This is a genomic window from Allobranchiibius sp. CTAmp26 (genome assembly GCF_017565405.1).
GTDB lineage: Bacteria > Actinomycetota > Actinomycetes > Actinomycetales > Dermatophilaceae > Allobranchiibius.
Window position 1 is genome coordinate 199,944 of sequence record NZ_JAGEKR010000015.1, and the last position, 16,558, is coordinate 216,501.

Here is a 16,558-nt window from a genome sequence, read left to right on the forward strand (position 1 = left end):
CGTGCCTCTCGGGCCCACGGGGATCACCATTTCTCGCCGGCCTGTTCCGGCAGCGGCCCGCCGTACCAGTCCTCGATGAGGTGCCGGGCGATCGACAACGACGGGGGTACGCCGAGCGACCCGTCACCCAGCGCGTCCGCGAGCTCCCTGCGGCTGAACCAGCGTGCCGCGGCGATCTCCTCGTCCTGCAGCACTAGCCGGGTCGAGGTCGCGCGCGCGGCGAACCCCACCATCAGGGACGCCGGGAACGGCCACGGCTGGTCGCCGCGGAAGTCGACCTGCGACACGCTCACGCCCACCTCCTCCTCGACCTCACGGGCGACCGCATGCTCCAGCGACTCACCGGGCTCCACGAAACCAGCCAGCACCGACATCCGGTTCGTGGTGCCCCCGAACCTGGTGCCCCGGGCCAACAGCAACCGGTCGTCGTCGTCGATCACGGACATGATCACGGCGGCATCGGTGCGCGGGTACTGCTCGGTGCCCTCACGGGTGCAGCGCCTCCCCCAGCCGGCCTCGGACACCTCGGCGCGGGCGCCGCAACGAGGACAGAAGCCCTGTGTGCGCTGCCAGTTCACGATGCCGAGGCCCGTGGTGAGGATGCCGACGTCATGGGTGTCGAGGTCGAGCCCGACGCTGCGCATGGTCGCCGCGTCCTCGGGCGCCTCCTCGTCGCTGTGGTCGACCGCGACCAGGTCCGCGCCACCGACGCCGTCGGCCACTCCGAGGAAGACGGCCAACCGATCGACGTCGGCGCTCTCCGGAGCCCGCAGGACCAGTCGGCCCTCTCGCACGGGTGCCCGATCGCCGAACAGATCGAGGACCCGGGTCTGCGGCCGGGTCAGCAGCTGCCGCAGCAGACCGGGTCCGCGTCGTCGGTGGGCGGCGCGGTCCAGCGTTGTGCGGGACAGCACCAGATCGGACAGGCTCGTGGGTGTCGCAGGCACGGTCCCAGGCTACGGCCCGCCCTGCGTTTACCGTTGAGCACGTGCTGCGCCCCATCCTCACCCTCGCTGCCCTGGCCCACGCCGCGACCCCGACCCTGCGGCCCGTGAGTGTCCAGGAACTGCCGACGGCCCCCGGTGCGCAGTATCAGACCGTGCTCGTGACCGACCCCGAGGGAACTGCCTGGACCGTGCGCGCGGCCCTCGACCCGGCGGCGGGCGCTGCCCTCGAGGCATCTGTGGGCCTGCTGCGTCTGCTGCGCACCCGGATGCCGTTCGCGGTGCCGGACGTCGCGGGGACGGCCACCGGTGACGACGGCACCACCGTCGTCGTGCATCCCGTGCTGCCCGGTGCCCCGATGGTGTGGCGCGAGCTGGACGCCGGGTCGGGCCTGGCGCGCTCCGTCGGTGCCTCCATCGCCGCGCTGCACGACACCGACCCGCGCGTGGTCGAGGAGGCCGGTCTGCCGACGTACGACGCCGACGCCTACCGCGCGCGCCGTCTCGCCGCCCTCGACCGCGCTGCCAGCACCGGGCATGTGCCCGCCACGCTGCTCACCCGCTGGGAACGCGCACTGGAGGAAGTGACCCTCTGGAAGTTCGCGACCTGCGTCACCCACGGCACCCTCGAGGGCGCGCACGTCCTCGCGGACGGCACGGTCACCGCGATCGACGGGTGGGAACGCGCGGGAGTCGCCGACCCCGCCGAGGACTTCGCTGCGCTGCTCGTGCTGGCCTCCCCCGACGCGTTCGACACCGTGCTCGAGGCGTACGCCGGAGCGCGCCGCGAGCAACCGGACGTGCACCTGGAGCGCCGCATCCGGCTCAGCGCGGAGCTGCACCGGGTGACCGCGCTGCTGGACGCGGTCGCGGCGGACGACGAGCGGCTGATCGACCGACGGGCCGCCGCGCTGCGGCGCTTCGCCGACACCTCGGCCGACGACGACCGCCTGATGCCGTCGCCGTTCGTGCGCCAGCGACCGCCCGCGGCGACCCCGGTCGATCCGGTGGATCCCGACGATGTCGAGGCGCTGGACGACCTGTCCGGCGACGACGAGACCGTCGAGATCCCGATCTCGACGGCCGGGCGTCCTGGTGGCGTCACGGCCGCACCCGCACCACGCACCGGCGTCGCGGAGGACGCCGGCGAGCAGGGTGGCGACGCGGGGAACGACGGCGTGAGCACCGACCGCACCTGACCGGGCGGCACTCGCGCGACCTCAGCCGAGGTCGGCGTCCTCGATCGGGATCGACCCCACGACCGCCGCGATCTCCTGCGCGCTCGGCAGCGGTGGTCGCACCGTCTCACCGGTCGCCGCGTAGTAGAACGCCCCCTCGACCAGCTCGGGATCGATCCCGTGCAACCGCGCGTAGGCGATCCGGTAGGCCGCCAGCTGCACGGCGCGGGTGGCGGCCAGTTCACCTCTCGGACGCCGTCCGGTCTTCCAGTCCACGATCACGTAGCCCGCACCGTCGGCGGACGGGAAGACCGCGTCGACCCGACCGCGCACGCTGATCCCGTCGATCCACGTCTCCAGCGCCACCTCCACGTCCACGGGGGTGCGGTCGGCCCACTCCGAGGCGAGGAACCGGGCCTTCATGACCTCCAGGTCCGCGTCGAGGTCGGCGTCCTCGTCGCCGGACCCGGGCAGGGAGGTGATGTCGAGCAGGGCGGCGCGCTGGAAGTGCTGCTCGACCCAGGCGTGGAACGCCGTGCCCCGCCGGGCCGCGAGCGCGGGCGCCGCGGGCATGGGACGGCGTACGTCGAGCGCGAACTGCTGCGGGTCCTGCGCCAACGCGACCAGCGCCGACGTCGACAGGTGTGCGGGTAGGACGACCTGCTGTTCGCGGCGGGCCCGCTGCGCCTCGCGCTCGGCGAGCAGCACCCGCAGGCGGTGGGTGCGCTCGTCGTCGGGCAACGCGACCGGGCCGTCCGCCGTCGCGCGTTCCAGAGCGGCGCGCACCCGCTCGACGCCGTCGTGCAGCGTGGCGCGGCGCGATGCCATCGGGTCGCCGGGCCACGTCGCGGTGCGGTCGTCGTCGTCGGCGGGGTTGACGACGTCGGGATCGGTCGGCAGCTCGGCCCACGCGCCGCGGCGCACCAGGTCGGCGTCGAGGAGTTCGAGCAGGAAGCGCGAGGTCAGCCGCGGCTTCTTGCCGGCCCCCCAGACGGCGCCGGTCAGCAGCATCCCGTGCCGCGCCCGGGTGAAGGCCACGTAGGCGAGCCGGCGTTCCTCGGCGATGGCGTGCGCGCCGCCGCGGCCCTTGAAGTCGGTCACGGCGGCCCGGTAGCCGGCGATGTCGTCGGCGGCCCACTCGAACTCGGGGAGCCCGTCGACGTCGCCGCGCAGGTCGTAGGGCAGCCCGGACAGTCCGCCGGTCCAACCGGTGTCGGAGGTGGCCCAGGTGTGGTGCAGGTCGGGCTCGCCGGAGGCGCCGATCGCCCACCCGTCGTGCTGCTTCTTCCAGGTGGTCGGGTTGGAGTGGGCCGGGAAGGTGCCCTCCACCAGACCCGGCACCGCGACGTAGTCCCACTCCAGGCCCTTCGCCGCGTGCACGGTGAGCACCTGGACGGCGGCGGTGTTGGTCTCCAGGAACGTCGTCTCCAAGCCACGTTCCTCGCGCAGCGCGGCGTCCAGCCAGGACAGGAACCCGCTGGGGGTCGGTCGATCGGCCTGGGCGGTGAACTGCGCGGCGACGTCGGCGAAGGCGTCGAGGTGGACCCGGGCGGAGCCGGGCGTGTGCTCGGCACGCGAGAGCACCTCCAGGTCGACGCCAAGCAGCCGCTCCGCCTCGCCGACCAGTTCGGGCAGCGGCAGCGCCGTCATCGCGCGCACCCGCCGGATCACCCCGGACAACCAGCGCAGCCGGTGCAGCGCGACCTCGCCGATGCGCTCGTCCTCCCGGCCGCGCCACTGCGCGTCCGGCAGCCGCTCGAGCGTCTCCACGATGCTGGGCTGCTCCCGGGAGTCCTGCTCGAGGTCGCCCGCGCGGCGCGCCCCACTCTCCTGGAAGCTGAGCTCACGCGCCCGGGCGTAGAGGCCGGCGAGGTCGGCCGCGCCCAGGCGCATCGCGGGTCCGGTGAGCAGCCGCATCAGCCGGTCACCGCGGGTCGGATCCTGCACGGCCCACAGCAGACTCACCACGTCTCCGACCTCCGGGGTGGTGAGCAACCCGCCGACGCCGACGACCTCGACCGGCAGCCCGGCACGTTCCAGGTGCTCGACGACCGACCGGAAGAGCGACCGTTTGCGGCAGAGCACGGCTGCGGTCGCGCCGGTGTGCCTCCCGCGCCGGTCGAACCAACGCCCCGCGATCCATTCCGCGACCGACGCCGCCTCGGCATCGGCGGTCTCGAACCACGCGGCGTCCACGGCGCCCTCTTCCGCACCGGGGCGCGGGCGCAGCGGCTCGACCGGCAGTCCCCCCTCGCGCAACGGCAGCGCCGTACGGTCGGCGACGTCCAGCACCGCGACGTCGTTGCGCCAACTCGTGGCGAGCGGCAGCTGGCGGGTGCCGCTCTCGCCGCCGAACTGCTCGGCGTACGACGAGAGACTGGTCGCGCTCGCGCCGCGCCAGCCGTAGATGGACTGGTGCGGGTCGCCGACCGCGGTGACGGGGGTCGGCTCACCCGGTGCGACCAGCAGCGAGCGCAGCAGCACCAGCTGGGCCTCGCTGGTGTCCTGGAACTCATCCAGCAGCACCGCGCGGTAGCGCGCCCGCTCGGCGGCCCCGACGTCGGGGAAGGAGCGCGCCAGGCGGGCCGCCACCGCGACCTGGTCGGCGAAGTCGAGACTGGTGCGCGCCCGCTTGGCGGCCTGGTAGCGCTCGATGATCGGCAGCAGGTCGATACGCGCCTGCAGGGTCGCGGGCAGCACCCGGTCGTCCTGCGACAACCCCTTGATGCGCCCGGTGGCGGGCAGGCCCTCGATGTGCCGGACGACCTTCGTGAGGTATTCGCGCGCCTCATCGGTGCTGCGCAGGTGCTCGGCGAGCTCACCGGCGAGATCGACCACCGCCGCCACGACGGTGGACTCCATCTTGTCGACCCGCTCCATCGGACCGTCGTACGCGCTGACCACCTCGGCGGCGAGCTGCCAGGCCGCCGCTTCCGACAGCAGCCGGGAGTCCGGTTCGATGCCGAGCCGCAGGCCGTGCTCGGAGACGATCCGCCCCGCGTAGGAGTGGTAGGTCTGCACCGTCGGGATGTCGGCGAGGCTGCGAGTGCCGTCGGGGTCGACCGGGGGCTGCCACAGACCGACCGCGGTGAGCTGGCGCAATCGTCGGCCGACGCGCTCGGCGAGCTCCCCGGCGGCCTTGCGGGTGAAGGTCAGGCCGAGCACCTCGGCGGGCTGCACGAACCCGTTGGCCACCAGCCACACGACCCGCGAGGCCATCGTCTCGGTCTTGCCCGAGCCGGCGCCGGCGACCACGAGCAGCGGCTCGTCGGCGGGTGCCTCGATGACCGCCGTCTGCTCGGCGGTCGGTGCGGGCAGTCCCAGCTGGTCGGCCAGATGCGCCGCGCCCCATCGCGATGTCACGCCTGATCGCCCCCCAGCCGACGGCCCTCCTCCTGCAGCGGGCAGCAGCCGCGGACCGGGCAGGTGCGGCAGCGCTCGTTGAGGGTGGCGGTCACGTGCGCCGACGACATGCCCTCGGCGGTCTCGGCGAGCAGGTCGTGGGCCCAGGACTGCTCCTCGGCGGTGTCCAAGGGCGGCTGCGGCTGGGGCAGGAAGCTCTTCTTGCCGGCGGCCGTGCCGAGGTGCACGAGCTGGGCTCCCGCCGTCCGGTCGCTCGCCTCGAACCCGCCCTCGGTCACCGCCACCTGGTAGACGCCGAGCTGCGCGTTGCCGGCGACGTCATCGGCCTTGGGTTTGGACGACCCGGTCTTGAAGTCGATGACCCTGATGCCCTCATCGCCCTCCTTGAACTCCAGTCGGTCGACCGACCCGCGCAGCCGGGCCCGCCCGACGACGAGATCCATTCGCACCTCGACCCCGGCCTCACTCCACCCCTGCGCCGCGGCCTTCTCGAAGTAGTCGTGCAGATAGGCGAGCATCCGGTGGGCCCGGCCCCGGTCGCGTTCGCTCATCCACGTGTCGCCGTAGCCCAGCCGCGCCCAGCGTTCGTCGAGCTCGGCAGTCATTGTGTCGAGGTCGGCGTCGGGGAAGAGGGCGGCGATCTCGTGCACCAGCGTGCCGAGGTTGCGGGTGCCGAGGTCGGGTCCGTCGCCGCCCGTGCTGGTGAGCAGCCAGTTCAACCCGCAGGTGCCGAACGCCTCGACGCGGGACGGCGACACCGGCACCTCGGCATCCGCGGCGCGCACCGGCCGGTCGTCGGACAGCTGCGTGAGCGCCCACCATTGGGCCGGATCGGCTCCGGGCACGTGCTGCGCGGCAAGGAAGGCCAGCTCGTCGGCCGCCCGGTCGGCGGCCGGCGGCGGACCGGTCACGATCTCCCGGCGCAGCGCGGCCACCGCTCCCGTGAGAGTGAGCGTCACCGGGACACCGACCGGCTGGCGCGCCTCGGCGGCCGCGCCGTCGCCGTCCTGCTGCGGCGGGTCGATGAGATCCAGGTACGCCGACGGCTGTTCGTCGTCGCTGCGCACCGCCGTCACCAGCAGGCGCTCACCGGCCCGACTGACCGCGACATGGAACTGCCGGGTCTCGTCATACCGGACCGCTGCCTGCGCCGCGCGCAACAGCTCGGCGGACCCGAGCCGGGCCTGCAGACCCCGCATGACGTCGACGAGCGCTTCGGACCCCAGCAGCGAACCGCGAAGCCGCAGGTCCGGCCACACGCCCTCCTGGACGCCGCACACCGCGACCACACGCCACTCCCGGCCCGCGGCGGCAGCGGGGGTGATCAGCGACACCGAGCCCCCTTCCGGCGCGGCGGGGACGATGCGGTCACCGGGCACGTCCTGACCGCGGATGTGCTCCAGGAAGCCGGCGGGTGCGGATCCCGGCAGTCGGTCGTCGTAGGCCGCGGCCGCCGCGAAGAGCGCCATCATGGCGTCCAGGTCGCGGTCGGCCCGGGCCCCCGACGCCCCGCCTGCGAGCGCGGTCTCGCGCCACTGGTCGGCGAGTCCGCTCGCCGACCACATCGCCCACAGGACGGTCTCGGCGCTCGCAGCGGTCTGCTCGCCCGCGGCGAGGCCCGCGCGCAGGACACGGGCGATGCGGGCTGCCGGCGCCAGCTCGGGGTCGTCGAGCGGGCCGGAGGACACCACCGCGTCGGCGAGCAGCTCGTCGCTGGACCGGCTGCCCCCGTCGCCGAGCTCGGCCGCGCGCATCACCCGGCGCATCCGCCGCAGCACGATCGCATCGGCCGCGCCGAGGGGCGAGGTCAGCAGGTCGACGGCGGCCTCGGAGGTGATCGGATGGGGCTCCCCGTCGACGAGTGCGATCGCGGTCTCCAGCAGCAGCAGGAAGGGGCGCACGGCAGGTTCGTCGCGGACCGGCAGCGTGGTGGCCGGCACCGCGACCGGCACGCCGGATCCAGCGAACGCCCGGCGCAGCGCAACGGCCCGAGCCTGCCCGCGCACGATCACGGCCATCTGCGACCACGGCACGCCCTCCATGAGGTGGCACTCGCGCAGCCGGGCGGCGACGTACGCCGCCTCCTGCGACGTCGCGCGCAACAGCGCGACCTCGACGTGGTCCGCGCGCTCCAGCGGTACGGCAGCGCGCTGAGAGCCCGCACCGACCGTGCCGATCCGCTCGGCGACCCGGCCGGTCGCGGCGCCGATCTGCGGGCCGAGCCGGTAGGACCTGGGGAGTACGACCGGCTCGGGAGCACCCCGTCGGTCCGCGAGCATCTGCAGATACCGCGGATCGGCTCCGCGGAAACCCTGCACCGTGGAGTCGGGGTCACCCAGCAGCACCAGGCGCGCGCCGGGGTGCGCGATCGCGTCGAGCAGCGTCGCCGACGCGTGCGTGAGCTCCTGCGCGTCGTCGACGACCACGAGGCGGGTGCGACGACGCAGTCGCGCAGCCGCCTCGGCGTCCGTGTCGAGCAGGGCGGCGGCGGCGCCGAGGATCCACGACGGGTCGTACGCGCCGGGGCGTGACAAGGCGGTCACCCGGTCGTACTCGTCGAGCACCTGCGCGGCGGCGACCCAGGCCGGACGGTCGTGACGCACCCCCAGCTCGCGCAACGCCTCCCCGTCGAGTCCCCACTCCACGGCGCGCATCAGCAGATCCCGCAGCTCTGCCCGGAATCCCCTCGTGGGCAACGCTTCCCGCACGAAGTCGGGCCACTGCGGACCTGCCCCGTCACCGGCGGCGTGCCCGGCAAGCAGTTCCCGCAGGACCACGTCCTGCTCGGGTCCGGACAACAGCCTGGGCGCGGGCTCGCCGTGCAGCGCGGCGGCCTCGCGCAGGATCCCGAAGGCCAGGGACTGGTGGGTGCGGGCGACCGGTTCGGTCGAGGTGGCCTGCAGCCGAGCCGTCAACCGGTCGCGGAGTACGGCGGCCTGCACCCGGGTGGGCGCGAGCAGCAAGCACTCGTCGGGACGCAGACCGCCCTCGACGGCGGCCACGACCGTCTCGATCGCGACGGTGGACTTGCCGGTGCCGGGGGCGCCGAGCACGACGAGGGACCGTTCGGTCCCCCTCACCACCTGCTGCTGGACGTCGTCCAACGTCGGCCTGTGCGCCGCGGACACGGCAGCGCGTCGCATCCTCACCACGCCCGCATCCCATCACGGGCCACCGACACCTTCACCCTCCCGGGAGGGGCGTGTCCTCAGTAGCGCGGGAGTGCCGGGTCGATCTCATCGGCCCAGGCGAGGATGCCGCCGCGCAGCGAGGCGACCGGCCCGTCGTACCCCTCGCGCAGCAGGGTGCGGACGGCGGCCGCGGACCGCGCGCCCGACTTGCAGTGCAGCACCAGGGTGCGCCCGTCCGGGACGCCGACTCGTCGTACGCCGACCTCGCCGGCGTCCAGATGCTCCGTGAAGGGAAGCGACACGATGTCGCGCTCGGCAGAAGTGCGGACGTCGATGACCCGGGCTGCACCGGACGCCAGCAGGTCACGCAGCGCCGGCGGGTCGAGTTCGGGCACCGGCGACTCGGCGACCTGGCGCGGCAGCGCGGTGATGGTGGGGTCGGCGCCGCAGACCGGGCATGCCGGATCGGCGGCGACCGGCAGGGTGTCCCAACTCTGGGCCATGGCGTCGTGCACGAGGATCCGACCGATCAGCGGTTCGCCGACCCCGAGGATCAGCTTGACGGCCTCGGCCGCCTGGATGGCGCCCATCACGCCGGGTACGGCGCCGAGCACGCCCGCCTCCGCGCACGACGGGACGGCTCCGGCCGGCGGTTGATCGGGGAAGACGCAGCGGTAGCAGGGCCCTTCACCGGCCGACCACACGGCAGCCCGCCCCGAGAAGCGCTCCACCGACGCCCACACCAGCGGCAGGCCCAGGAGCACACAGGTGTCGTTGAGGAGGTAACGGGTGTCGAAGTTGTCCGTGGCGTCCACCACCAGGTCGTGGTCCGCGGCCAGTTCCAGCGCGTTCCCGGATCCGAACCGCTCGACGACCGCGTCGACGTCGACATCGGGGTTCGCCTGCGCCACAACAGCTCTCGTCGCCTCGGCCTTGCCCTTGCCCACGTCGTTCGTGGTGAAGAGCACCTGCCGCTGAAGGTTGGACAGCTCCACCGCGTCGTCGTCGACGACGGTCAGGTGGCCGACCCCGGCCGCGGCCAGGTAGGAGACGACGGGCGCGGCGAGACCCCCCGCTCCGACCACGAGCACCCTCGCCGCGGCGAGCCGCCGCTGACCCGTGTCACCCATCTCGTCGAGCAGCAGATGGCGGGAGTACCGCTGCACCTGGTCTCGACGCAGCGGTGGTCCAGGGGCGGCCAGCGGTTGACGAGTCACGTCGGCAACGGTAGCTGTGGGAATAGGATGCCGACCTAACTCACCGGTAGGGGGTGGGCTCGCACGCAGTCAGCGGCGGGATCGCGTCAAGCCGGAGGATGGAGCCAGAGTGGGAAGCCAGACCGATGTGTACGCCCGAGGTGGGCGACTTCCGCGATCCGCGCGCCGGGCGCAGCTGCTGGAGGCGGCGCAGGCCGTCTTTGCCGACTCCGGCTACCACGCCGCGTCGATGGACGAGATCGCGATCCGAGCCAGCGTCAGCAAACCTGTGCTGTACCAGCACTTTCCGGGCAAGCTCGATCTCTATCTCGCCCTGATCGACCGGCACACCAACGAGGTGCCCCGCTTGGTCCAGGAGGCGCTCGCCGCCACCCACGACAACGCCACCCGTGTCGCGGCCGCCATGAGCGCGTTCTTCGAGTTCGTCGAACGCGACGACGGCGCATTCCGCCTCGTCTTCGAGTCCGACCTCATCGACGAACCCGCGGTGCGGCAACGGGTCCGCCAGATGGACGGTGCCTGCGCGGCCTCGATCGCCGCGGTCATCGCCGAGGACACCGATCTCACACCCCAGCAGGCCCAGATGCTCGGTGTCTCGCTGGTCGGCATGGCCCAGGTGGTCGCGCGGGACTGGTTGCACCAGGAACCGGCCACACGCATGTCGCGCACCGAGGCCGAGCGTCTCGTCATCGCGCTCGGGTGGCGAGGCCTCGCCGGTTTCCCGAAGACCGGCGAATAGCAACCGCCCCACCTTCGGCGCGGTCACCCGATGGAATCTTCTGGGGGTCGCGGCGCTTACGGTGGGTAGGAAATCGACCTGAGGAGGCCGGCGTACGACGCCGCCCCGACTACCCGGAAGGACCCCCATGGAGGTCAGGATCGGCGTGCAGCACGTGGCACGCGAAGTTGTGCTCGAATCCGAGCAGACCCCGGACGAGGTGCGCGATCTGGTCGCGGCCGCCTTGAAGTCCGGCGAACCGCTGGTCCTTGCCGACGAGCGTGGTCACACCGTGACGGTCTCGGCGTCCGCCCTGGCGTACGTCGACGTCGCCTCCGAGCAGGCTCGACGGGTCGGTTTCGGCACCAGCTGACACAGCAATCGCACGGCCCGGCCGTGCAGGGGTTCGAAAGCTTGGTGCCCTTCATCGTCGACGAACGTCACTGCTGGTCACGTTCCATGGGCGGTGTGCGGGTCGCAGCCGGGGCCGGCAGCATCATTGATCAAACTTGACGAACGCCCTCAGCGTGCCAGGGCCAAAGTCGCGCGTCTCGCTGTAGCCAAGCGACTCGTAGAAGGCTCGTTGGCCGGGCTCATCGTCGGTGAGCAGGACTTTCTGACGAACCGAGCCGTACGGCCGCAACGCCGCCTCGACGAGACGGCGGCCGATCCCAGCGCGCTGCGCCTCCGGATGGACGAGGACGTCTTGGAGGTAGCAGATCGTGGCGCCATCACTGATGACTCTGGCGAGACCCACCAAGACCGCCGCGCGGCGGGCGACCACCACGGTGGTCGAGCCGGCCAGAGCTGCTTGGAGAACCTGCGGAGCCTCGACGTAGGTGACCCAACCGACCGATCGGTACAACATGAGGACCTCGTCCAGGTCCGGTGTCGCAGACTCGACGACTACGTCTCCGCAGGCGAACACCACGCGTCGAGGATATCCAGCGCGCGACAGAGGCTGGTCCCCTCATCGTGACGGCTGACAATCTGGTCGGCTCGTTCAACAGGTATGCGCTCGCGCCGCAACAGGCGGCCCGAGCACCAATGTTCACCCGCCGATGCAGAGCTCCTCGTCGACAACCGTGGGCTGTCGGTGGTGGGTGCTTGTATGGGTACATGAGTTCGACACGGGGCCTCGCAGCTGTCAGTGACAGCACGGACAGCCCTGTGCGTGATCGTGATTCGCGCACGGATCCGTTAGCCGAGGTCGGGGTGATCTGTGGCCGGTTGAACGCCGCGCACGCCGACCTGATCGACCTGGTAACCCGACTGGTCGAGCACCAGACGTGGGCGATCAGCGGGATCCGGTCCCCCGAACACTGGTTGACCTGCTTCGCCGGGGTCTCCCCCGCCACCGCACGGGACCTGGTCCGGATCGCCACCCGCAGCACCGAACTCCCCGCACTCCAACGGGAGGTGCACTCCGGGCGGCTCTCATTCGGGCAGGCTGCGGTCGTCGCCGCGCACACCCCCGCCGGGTACGACGAGACAGTGGTGCAGTTGGCGGTGCACGCGACCGTCCCGCAGTTGCGCCGCGCCCTGGTGAAATACGACTTCACCGAACAGCCCGACAACCCCGACACGCCTGATACACCCCCACCGCCGCCGGACGCGTTCTCCGTCGCCGCGCAACCCGCGGAACTGGCGATGTGGTTCGAACGCGACCGGTTCCACCTGACCTACACCGCACCCGCCGACATCGGCGCCCTGGTCCAACAAGCCCTCACCGAAGCCAAAGACGCCCTCTTCCTCGCCACCACCACCGGTGCCAGCAGCAAGGACGAGGGGCGGCGGGTGCGGATGGCCGACGCGATGGAACAACTCGCCGTTCGCTCGCTGCAGATCGGCACCACCGACATCGCCGGTCGCGGCGACAAGTTCCGGATCTACCTGCACCTAGACACCACCGGACACGGCTGGCTCCACAAACGCGGCGCGCTGCCCCGTCACCTACTCAGGAAGTAGACCTGCGACGGGGTGCTCCAGCCCGTCTGGGAAAGAGAAGGGTCACCGGTCAACGTCGGACGCACCCACCGCATCGTGCCCCGCCGCACCCGCCGCCTGATCGAAGACCGCGACCGCGGCTGCACCTACCCCGGCTGCCTCACCATCCACCACCTGGAATGCCACCACGTGACTCATTGGGCCGACGGCGGTCCCACCGACATGACCAACCTGATCAGCCTGTGCCCCCACCACCACGACCGCCACCACACCGGCGACTACACCATCCACCCGGACCCCGAGCACCCCGGACGATTCCGATTCGCCACCCGCCACGGCCACCCCATCGAACCCCTCGCCGCACCTCCCCCACCCGACACTGCGCCACCACCGCGCTACACCGGACCCACCAACGAGATCCTGCACCTGGACCAAGTCCGCTTCCACCGCCGAGGAAGCGGCCCGCTCAGGCAGTGAGACCCAGGGTCTCCATCCGTGCCTTGTGAGCGTCGGTCAGCCGCGTGAACAGTTCCGACAACTCCTCGAGCGACATCCCGCTACCAGAGCCGTCAGCGACCAGGAACCTCTCCAGCTGCTCGTTCTCGGCGATCGTCAGCTGCGCCTGGGTGATCGCCTCACCGACCAACCGCCGGCCCCACAGCGCCAGGGTGCTGGCGACCCGGCCATCGGCGGCGATGGCGTCGCGCAGCTGTGCTTCGACGTAGTCGGCCTGCTCGTTGTCGCCCAGCACCTCGAGCATGAGCGTCCGGCTCGTCGGATCCACCCATTGGGCGCACTCGCGATAGAAGTCGGTGGCTATCGACTGACCGGCGTACGCCTTCATCAGGCCTTCGGTCCAGTTCTTCGGCTTCGTACGGCGATGCCATTCGTCGACCGCGTCCACGACCGGCTCCATCGCCCGCTGCGGGTCGACGTCCAGCTGCCGCAGCCGCTCCGAAAGTGCCTGATAGTGCTCGAACTCGCGCACCGCGAACGCCGCCATCGCTTCCTTGCGGCCGACACCGGGCGCCATCCCCGCGTCCTCGACCGTGGCGAAGAAGCTCTTCAACTCGCCGTAGGCCAGTACCCCCAGCAGTGCCGCCACGCCCGACCGGAAAGCGGGGTCCTGCAGGTCCTCGTCGGTAGGGCGTGCGTCGGAAGCCTGCGTCGGCGTGTCGGTCATCACGTGATGCTAGCGGGGCCCAATGGGAACTACCGGTAGACTGCAGGTTGTCAAAGAGGTGCCCGGTCGGCATACGACACGTTCGACATCAACTTCCGCCAGCGCTCGCGCCGGCAGCGACATCCTCCGATCGGCTCCCCCAACCACTCACCCGTGGCGCGACTCTGTGTCCGCACGCGTGGGGCCGTTCGATAGGAATCCCCGTCACCATGACGACACAGCCCGACCACATCACCCTGCCCGACGACGCCGACGACGTGGGCACCTACGTGCCCGAGGCCGCCGGCCCCGTGACGCCGCCCAGCTTCTCCGACTTCGGTGTCCACCCGCTGATCGTGCAGGCGCTGGCCGACTCCGGCATCCACGCGCCGTTCCCCATCCAGGCCATGACGCTGCCTGTCGCCCTCGGCGGTCACGACATCATCGGCCAGGCCAAGACCGGCACCGGCAAGACCCTCGGTTTCGGGGTGCCGCTGCTGCACCGGATCGCATCCCCCACCGACCCCGGGTACGACGACCGACCCGCGCCGGGCAAGCCCCAGGCCCTGGTCGTCGCGCCCACGCGTGAACTCGCCAATCAGGTGATGGGCGACATCAAGACCGCTGCTGCGCTGCGCGGCATCCGGGTGACGGCAATCTACGGCGGTCGCGCGTTCGAGCCGCAGCTCGAGGCACTGCGCGCCGGCGTCGAGGTCGTCGTCGGCACCCCCGGACGTCTCATCGACCTGGCCGGTCAGGGCCACCTGGACCTGTCCTATGTGCAGACCGTCGTCCTCGACGAGGCCGACGAGATGCTCGACCTGGGCTTCCTGCCCGACGTGGAGAAGCTACTGGCGATGACTCCCGCGTCGCGCCAGACGATGCTCTTCTCCGCCACCATGCCCGGCGCCGTCGTGGCACTGGCACGTCGCTACATGACCCAGCCCACCCACATCCGCGCGATCAACGAAGAGGGCGACTCCGGGCACACCGTCGCCGCGATCGAGCAGTTCGTCTACCGCGCGCACGCGATGGACAAGGTGGAGATGCTGGCGCGCATCCTGCAGGCCCGTGAGCGCGGCCTGACGATCGTCTTCAGCCGCACGAAGCGCACCGCCGCGAAGGTCGCCGATGACCTGCGTGAGCGCGGTTTCGCCTCGGCCTCGCTGCACGGCGACCTCGGGCAGGGCGCGCGCGAGCAGGCCCTCCGCGCGTTCCGCGCCGGGAAGATCGACATCCTCGTCGCGACGGACGTCGCGGCTCGCGGCATCGACGTCGAGAACGTCACCCACGTCGTCAACTACCAGTGTCCCGAGGATGAGAAGACCTACCTGCACCGCACCGGCCGGACCGGCCGTGCGGGCAACACCGGTGTCGCCGTCACCTTCGTCGACTGGGACGACCTGCCCCGCTGGGGCCTGATCAACAAGGGCCTCGACCTCGGCATCCCCGATCCCGCGGAGACCTACTCCTCCTCGCCGGAGCTCTACTCCGACCTGGACATCCCGACCACGGCCACCGGCCGGCTGCCCCGCTCGGAGCGCACCCGCGCCGGCCTGGACGCCGAGGTCCTCGAGGACCTCGGCGAGACCGGTAAGGCGCACCGAGCGCCGTCCCGTGGCGGCAGCGACCGTTCGCGCGGTGACCGTAACGACCGTGGTGGCCGTGACGGTCAGCGCGGCGGACCCCAGAGCAGCGCACCGGCTGCCTCGGGCGACCGCCCGGCGCGCTCGCGCAGCCGCCGTCGCACCCGTGGCGGCTCCGCGCAAGGCTCCTAGAGTCGGCCGCGTCGACCCGGCGTAGCGTCGAGGCATGACCTCGACACAGACCCCACTCGGCAGCGGTTTCGGCGCAGACACGACGGCCGCCCAGGTCCTCCATGGCATCGACCTGCACGGTCGGCGTGCTCTGGTGACCGGCGGTTACAGCGGGATCGGCATCGAGGGCGTCCGCGCGCTGGACGCCGCCGGGGCCCAGGTCGTGGTCCCGGCCCGGAGGGTCGCCGAGGCGCGCGAAGCGCTCGCCGACGTGCCGGACGTGCAGGTGGTCCAACTCGACCTCAGCGATCTGCAGAGTGTGCGTACGGCGGCCGAAGGCCTTGCGGCCCAAGGCGACCCGTTCGACATCCTGATTGCCGGAGCGGGCGTGATGGCATCGCCGTACCAGCTGGTCGGCGACGGGTGGGAGAGCCAGTTCGCGACCAACCACCTCGGCCACTTCGCGCTCGTCAACCGGTTGTGGCCGCACCTGGCCGACGGTGCCCGGGTCGTCAGCGTGTCCTCGGTCGGTCACCACCGCAGCGGGATCCGTTGGGACGACATGTGGTTCACGGGTGGCTACGACAAGTGGGACGCGTACGGGCAGTCCAAGACCGCGAACGCGCTCTTCGCCCTCGAGCTGGACCGGCTGGGCGCGGACCGCGGGATCCACGCCTATTCACTGCACCCCGGTGGCATCCTCACGCCCCTGCAGCGGCACCTGCCGAAGGAGGAGCAGATCGCGATGGGCTGGATCGACGAGCACGGGACGCCCAGCGACGTCTTCAAGACCACCGAGCAGGGAGCGGCCACCCAGATCTGGGCCGCCACCGCCGCGCAGCTCGCCGATCACGGCGGTGTCTACTGCGAGGACTGTGACATCGCGCCGATGGCCGACGGCGAGCACCGGGTGGGCGTCAAGGAGTGGGCCCACGACCCGGAGCAGGCGCAACGGCTGTGGCGGCTCTCTGCGCAGCTGACAGGTGTGAACGCGTTCGCCTGACCGTCCCGTAGACGACGAACAGGGTCGCGGCGCGCTCCATGGAGCGCGCCGCGACCCTGTCGTCGTACGGGCCTGGGATGTGTCAGGCGGAGATGGTGCTGGTGTCGATCACGTAGCGGTAGCGCACCTTGCCGTCCA

13 protein-coding genes are annotated in these 16,558 nt (G+C 71.8%); 7 read left to right on the top strand and 6 right to left on the bottom strand.

Annotation, left to right across the window (positions count from 1 at the left end; genetic code table 11):
• Positions 1–23 precede the first annotated feature (23 nt).
• Complete coding sequence (gene nudC / locus J4030_RS11495; protein ID WP_208049357.1) at positions 24–947, bottom strand: NAD(+) diphosphatase; 924 nt, start codon at positions 945–947, stop codon at positions 24–26.
• 41 nt (positions 948–988) lie between these two features.
• On the opposite strand from nudC, the gene J4030_RS11500 reads away from it, so the two are divergent.
• A complete protein-coding gene (locus tag J4030_RS11500) occupies positions 989–2,143 on the top strand; it encodes a phosphotransferase (RefSeq protein ID WP_208049358.1) in 1,155 nt (384 codons plus the stop codon).
• A 21-nt stretch (positions 2,144–2,164) separates the two neighbouring features.
• On the opposite strand, the gene J4030_RS11505 is transcribed toward J4030_RS11500, so the two are convergent.
• The 3 genes from J4030_RS11505 to moeB form a co-directional block, all read right to left on the bottom strand.
• Positions 2,165–5,485 carry an ATP-dependent DNA helicase gene (locus J4030_RS11505; RefSeq protein ID WP_208049359.1) on the bottom strand — a complete coding sequence of 1,107 codons (3,321 nt, stop codon included), beginning with the start codon at positions 5,483–5,485 and terminating at the stop codon, positions 2,165–2,167.
• A complete protein-coding gene (locus tag J4030_RS11510) occupies positions 5,482–8,628 on the bottom strand; it encodes an ATP-dependent DNA helicase (RefSeq protein ID WP_208049360.1) in 3,147 nt (1,048 codons plus the stop codon). The genes J4030_RS11505 and J4030_RS11510 overlap by 4 nt, the downstream gene beginning before the upstream one ends.
• Before the next feature lie 65 nt (positions 8,629–8,693).
• On the bottom strand, positions 8,694–9,833 hold the full coding sequence (moeB, locus tag J4030_RS11515; RefSeq protein WP_208049361.1) for a molybdopterin-synthase adenylyltransferase MoeB: 1,140 nt from the start codon (positions 9,831–9,833) through the stop codon (positions 8,694–8,696).
• A gap of 109 nt (positions 9,834–9,942) precedes the next feature.
• Between moeB and J4030_RS11520 the strand changes: the two genes are divergently transcribed.
• Both J4030_RS11520 and J4030_RS11525 read left to right on the top strand, forming a co-directional pair.
• Positions 9,943–10,572 (top strand): TetR/AcrR family transcriptional regulator, encoded by a 630-nt coding sequence (locus J4030_RS11520; RefSeq protein WP_307864666.1) that lies wholly within the window; start codon positions 9,943–9,945, stop codon positions 10,570–10,572.
• Between the two features lie 127 nt (positions 10,573–10,699).
• Positions 10,700–10,924 carry a DUF3107 domain-containing protein gene (locus J4030_RS11525; protein WP_208049362.1) on the top strand — a complete coding sequence of 75 codons (225 nt, stop codon included), beginning with the start codon at positions 10,700–10,702 and terminating at the stop codon, positions 10,922–10,924.
• 123 nt (positions 10,925–11,047) lie between these two features.
• On the opposite strand, the gene J4030_RS11530 is transcribed toward J4030_RS11525, so the two are convergent.
• A complete protein-coding gene (locus J4030_RS11530; protein ID WP_307864667.1) occupies positions 11,048–11,482 on the bottom strand; it encodes a GNAT family N-acetyltransferase in 435 nt (144 codons plus the stop codon).
• 239 nt (positions 11,483–11,721) lie between these two features.
• Between J4030_RS11530 and J4030_RS11535 the strand changes: the two genes are divergently transcribed.
• Together J4030_RS11535 and J4030_RS11540 are read left to right on the top strand one after the other, a co-directional pair.
• The gene (locus J4030_RS11535; protein WP_208049363.1) at positions 11,722–12,519 is read left to right on the top strand and encodes a DUF222 domain-containing protein; all 798 of its coding nucleotides are present in this window, start codon (positions 11,722–11,724) and stop codon (positions 12,517–12,519) included.
• A 12-nt stretch (positions 12,520–12,531) separates the two neighbouring features.
• The gene (locus J4030_RS11540) at positions 12,532–12,975 is read left to right on the top strand and encodes an HNH endonuclease signature motif containing protein (protein ID WP_208049364.1); all 444 of its coding nucleotides are present in this window, start codon (positions 12,532–12,534) and stop codon (positions 12,973–12,975) included.
• On the opposite strand, the gene J4030_RS11545 is transcribed toward J4030_RS11540, so the two are convergent.
• Positions 12,965–13,681, bottom strand: coding sequence for a ferritin-like fold-containing protein (locus J4030_RS11545; protein ID WP_208049365.1), 717 nt, complete (start codon positions 13,679–13,681; stop codon positions 12,965–12,967). The two genes, J4030_RS11540 and J4030_RS11545, sit on opposite strands and share 11 nt — an antisense overlap.
• A gap of 209 nt (positions 13,682–13,890) precedes the next feature.
• Between J4030_RS11545 and J4030_RS11550 the strand changes: the two genes are divergently transcribed.
• Positions 13,891–15,438, top strand: a complete 1,548-nt coding sequence (locus J4030_RS11550; RefSeq protein ID WP_208049366.1) for a DEAD/DEAH box helicase — start codon at positions 13,891–13,893, stop codon at positions 15,436–15,438.
• A gap of 34 nt (positions 15,439–15,472) precedes the next feature.
• Positions 15,473–16,420 (top strand): SDR family NAD(P)-dependent oxidoreductase, encoded by a 948-nt coding sequence (locus tag J4030_RS11555; RefSeq protein WP_208049367.1) that lies wholly within the window; start codon positions 15,473–15,475, stop codon positions 16,418–16,420.
• Positions 16,421–16,558 lie beyond the last annotated feature (138 nt).

What these genes read in the sequence shown, in the direction of transcription:
- J4030_RS11555 (WP_208049367.1), top strand. Translation starts at nt 15,473, where the DNA reads ATGACCTCGACACAGACCCCACTCGGCAGCGGTTTCGGCGCAGACACG.
- J4030_RS11525 (WP_208049362.1), top strand. Translation starts at nt 10,700, where the DNA reads ATGGAGGTCAGGATCGGCGTGCAGCACGTGGCACGCGAAGTTGTGCTC.
- J4030_RS11550 (WP_208049366.1), top strand. Translation starts at nt 13,891, where the DNA reads ATGACGACACAGCCCGACCACATCACCCTGCCCGACGACGCCGACGAC.
- J4030_RS11545 (WP_208049365.1), bottom strand. Translation starts at nt 13,681, where the DNA reads ATGACCGACACGCCGACGCAGGCTTCCGACGCACGCCCTACCGACGAG.
- J4030_RS11510 (WP_208049360.1), bottom strand. Translation starts at nt 8,628, where the DNA reads ATGCGACGCGCTGCCGTGTCCGCGGCGCACAGGCCGACGTTGGACGAC.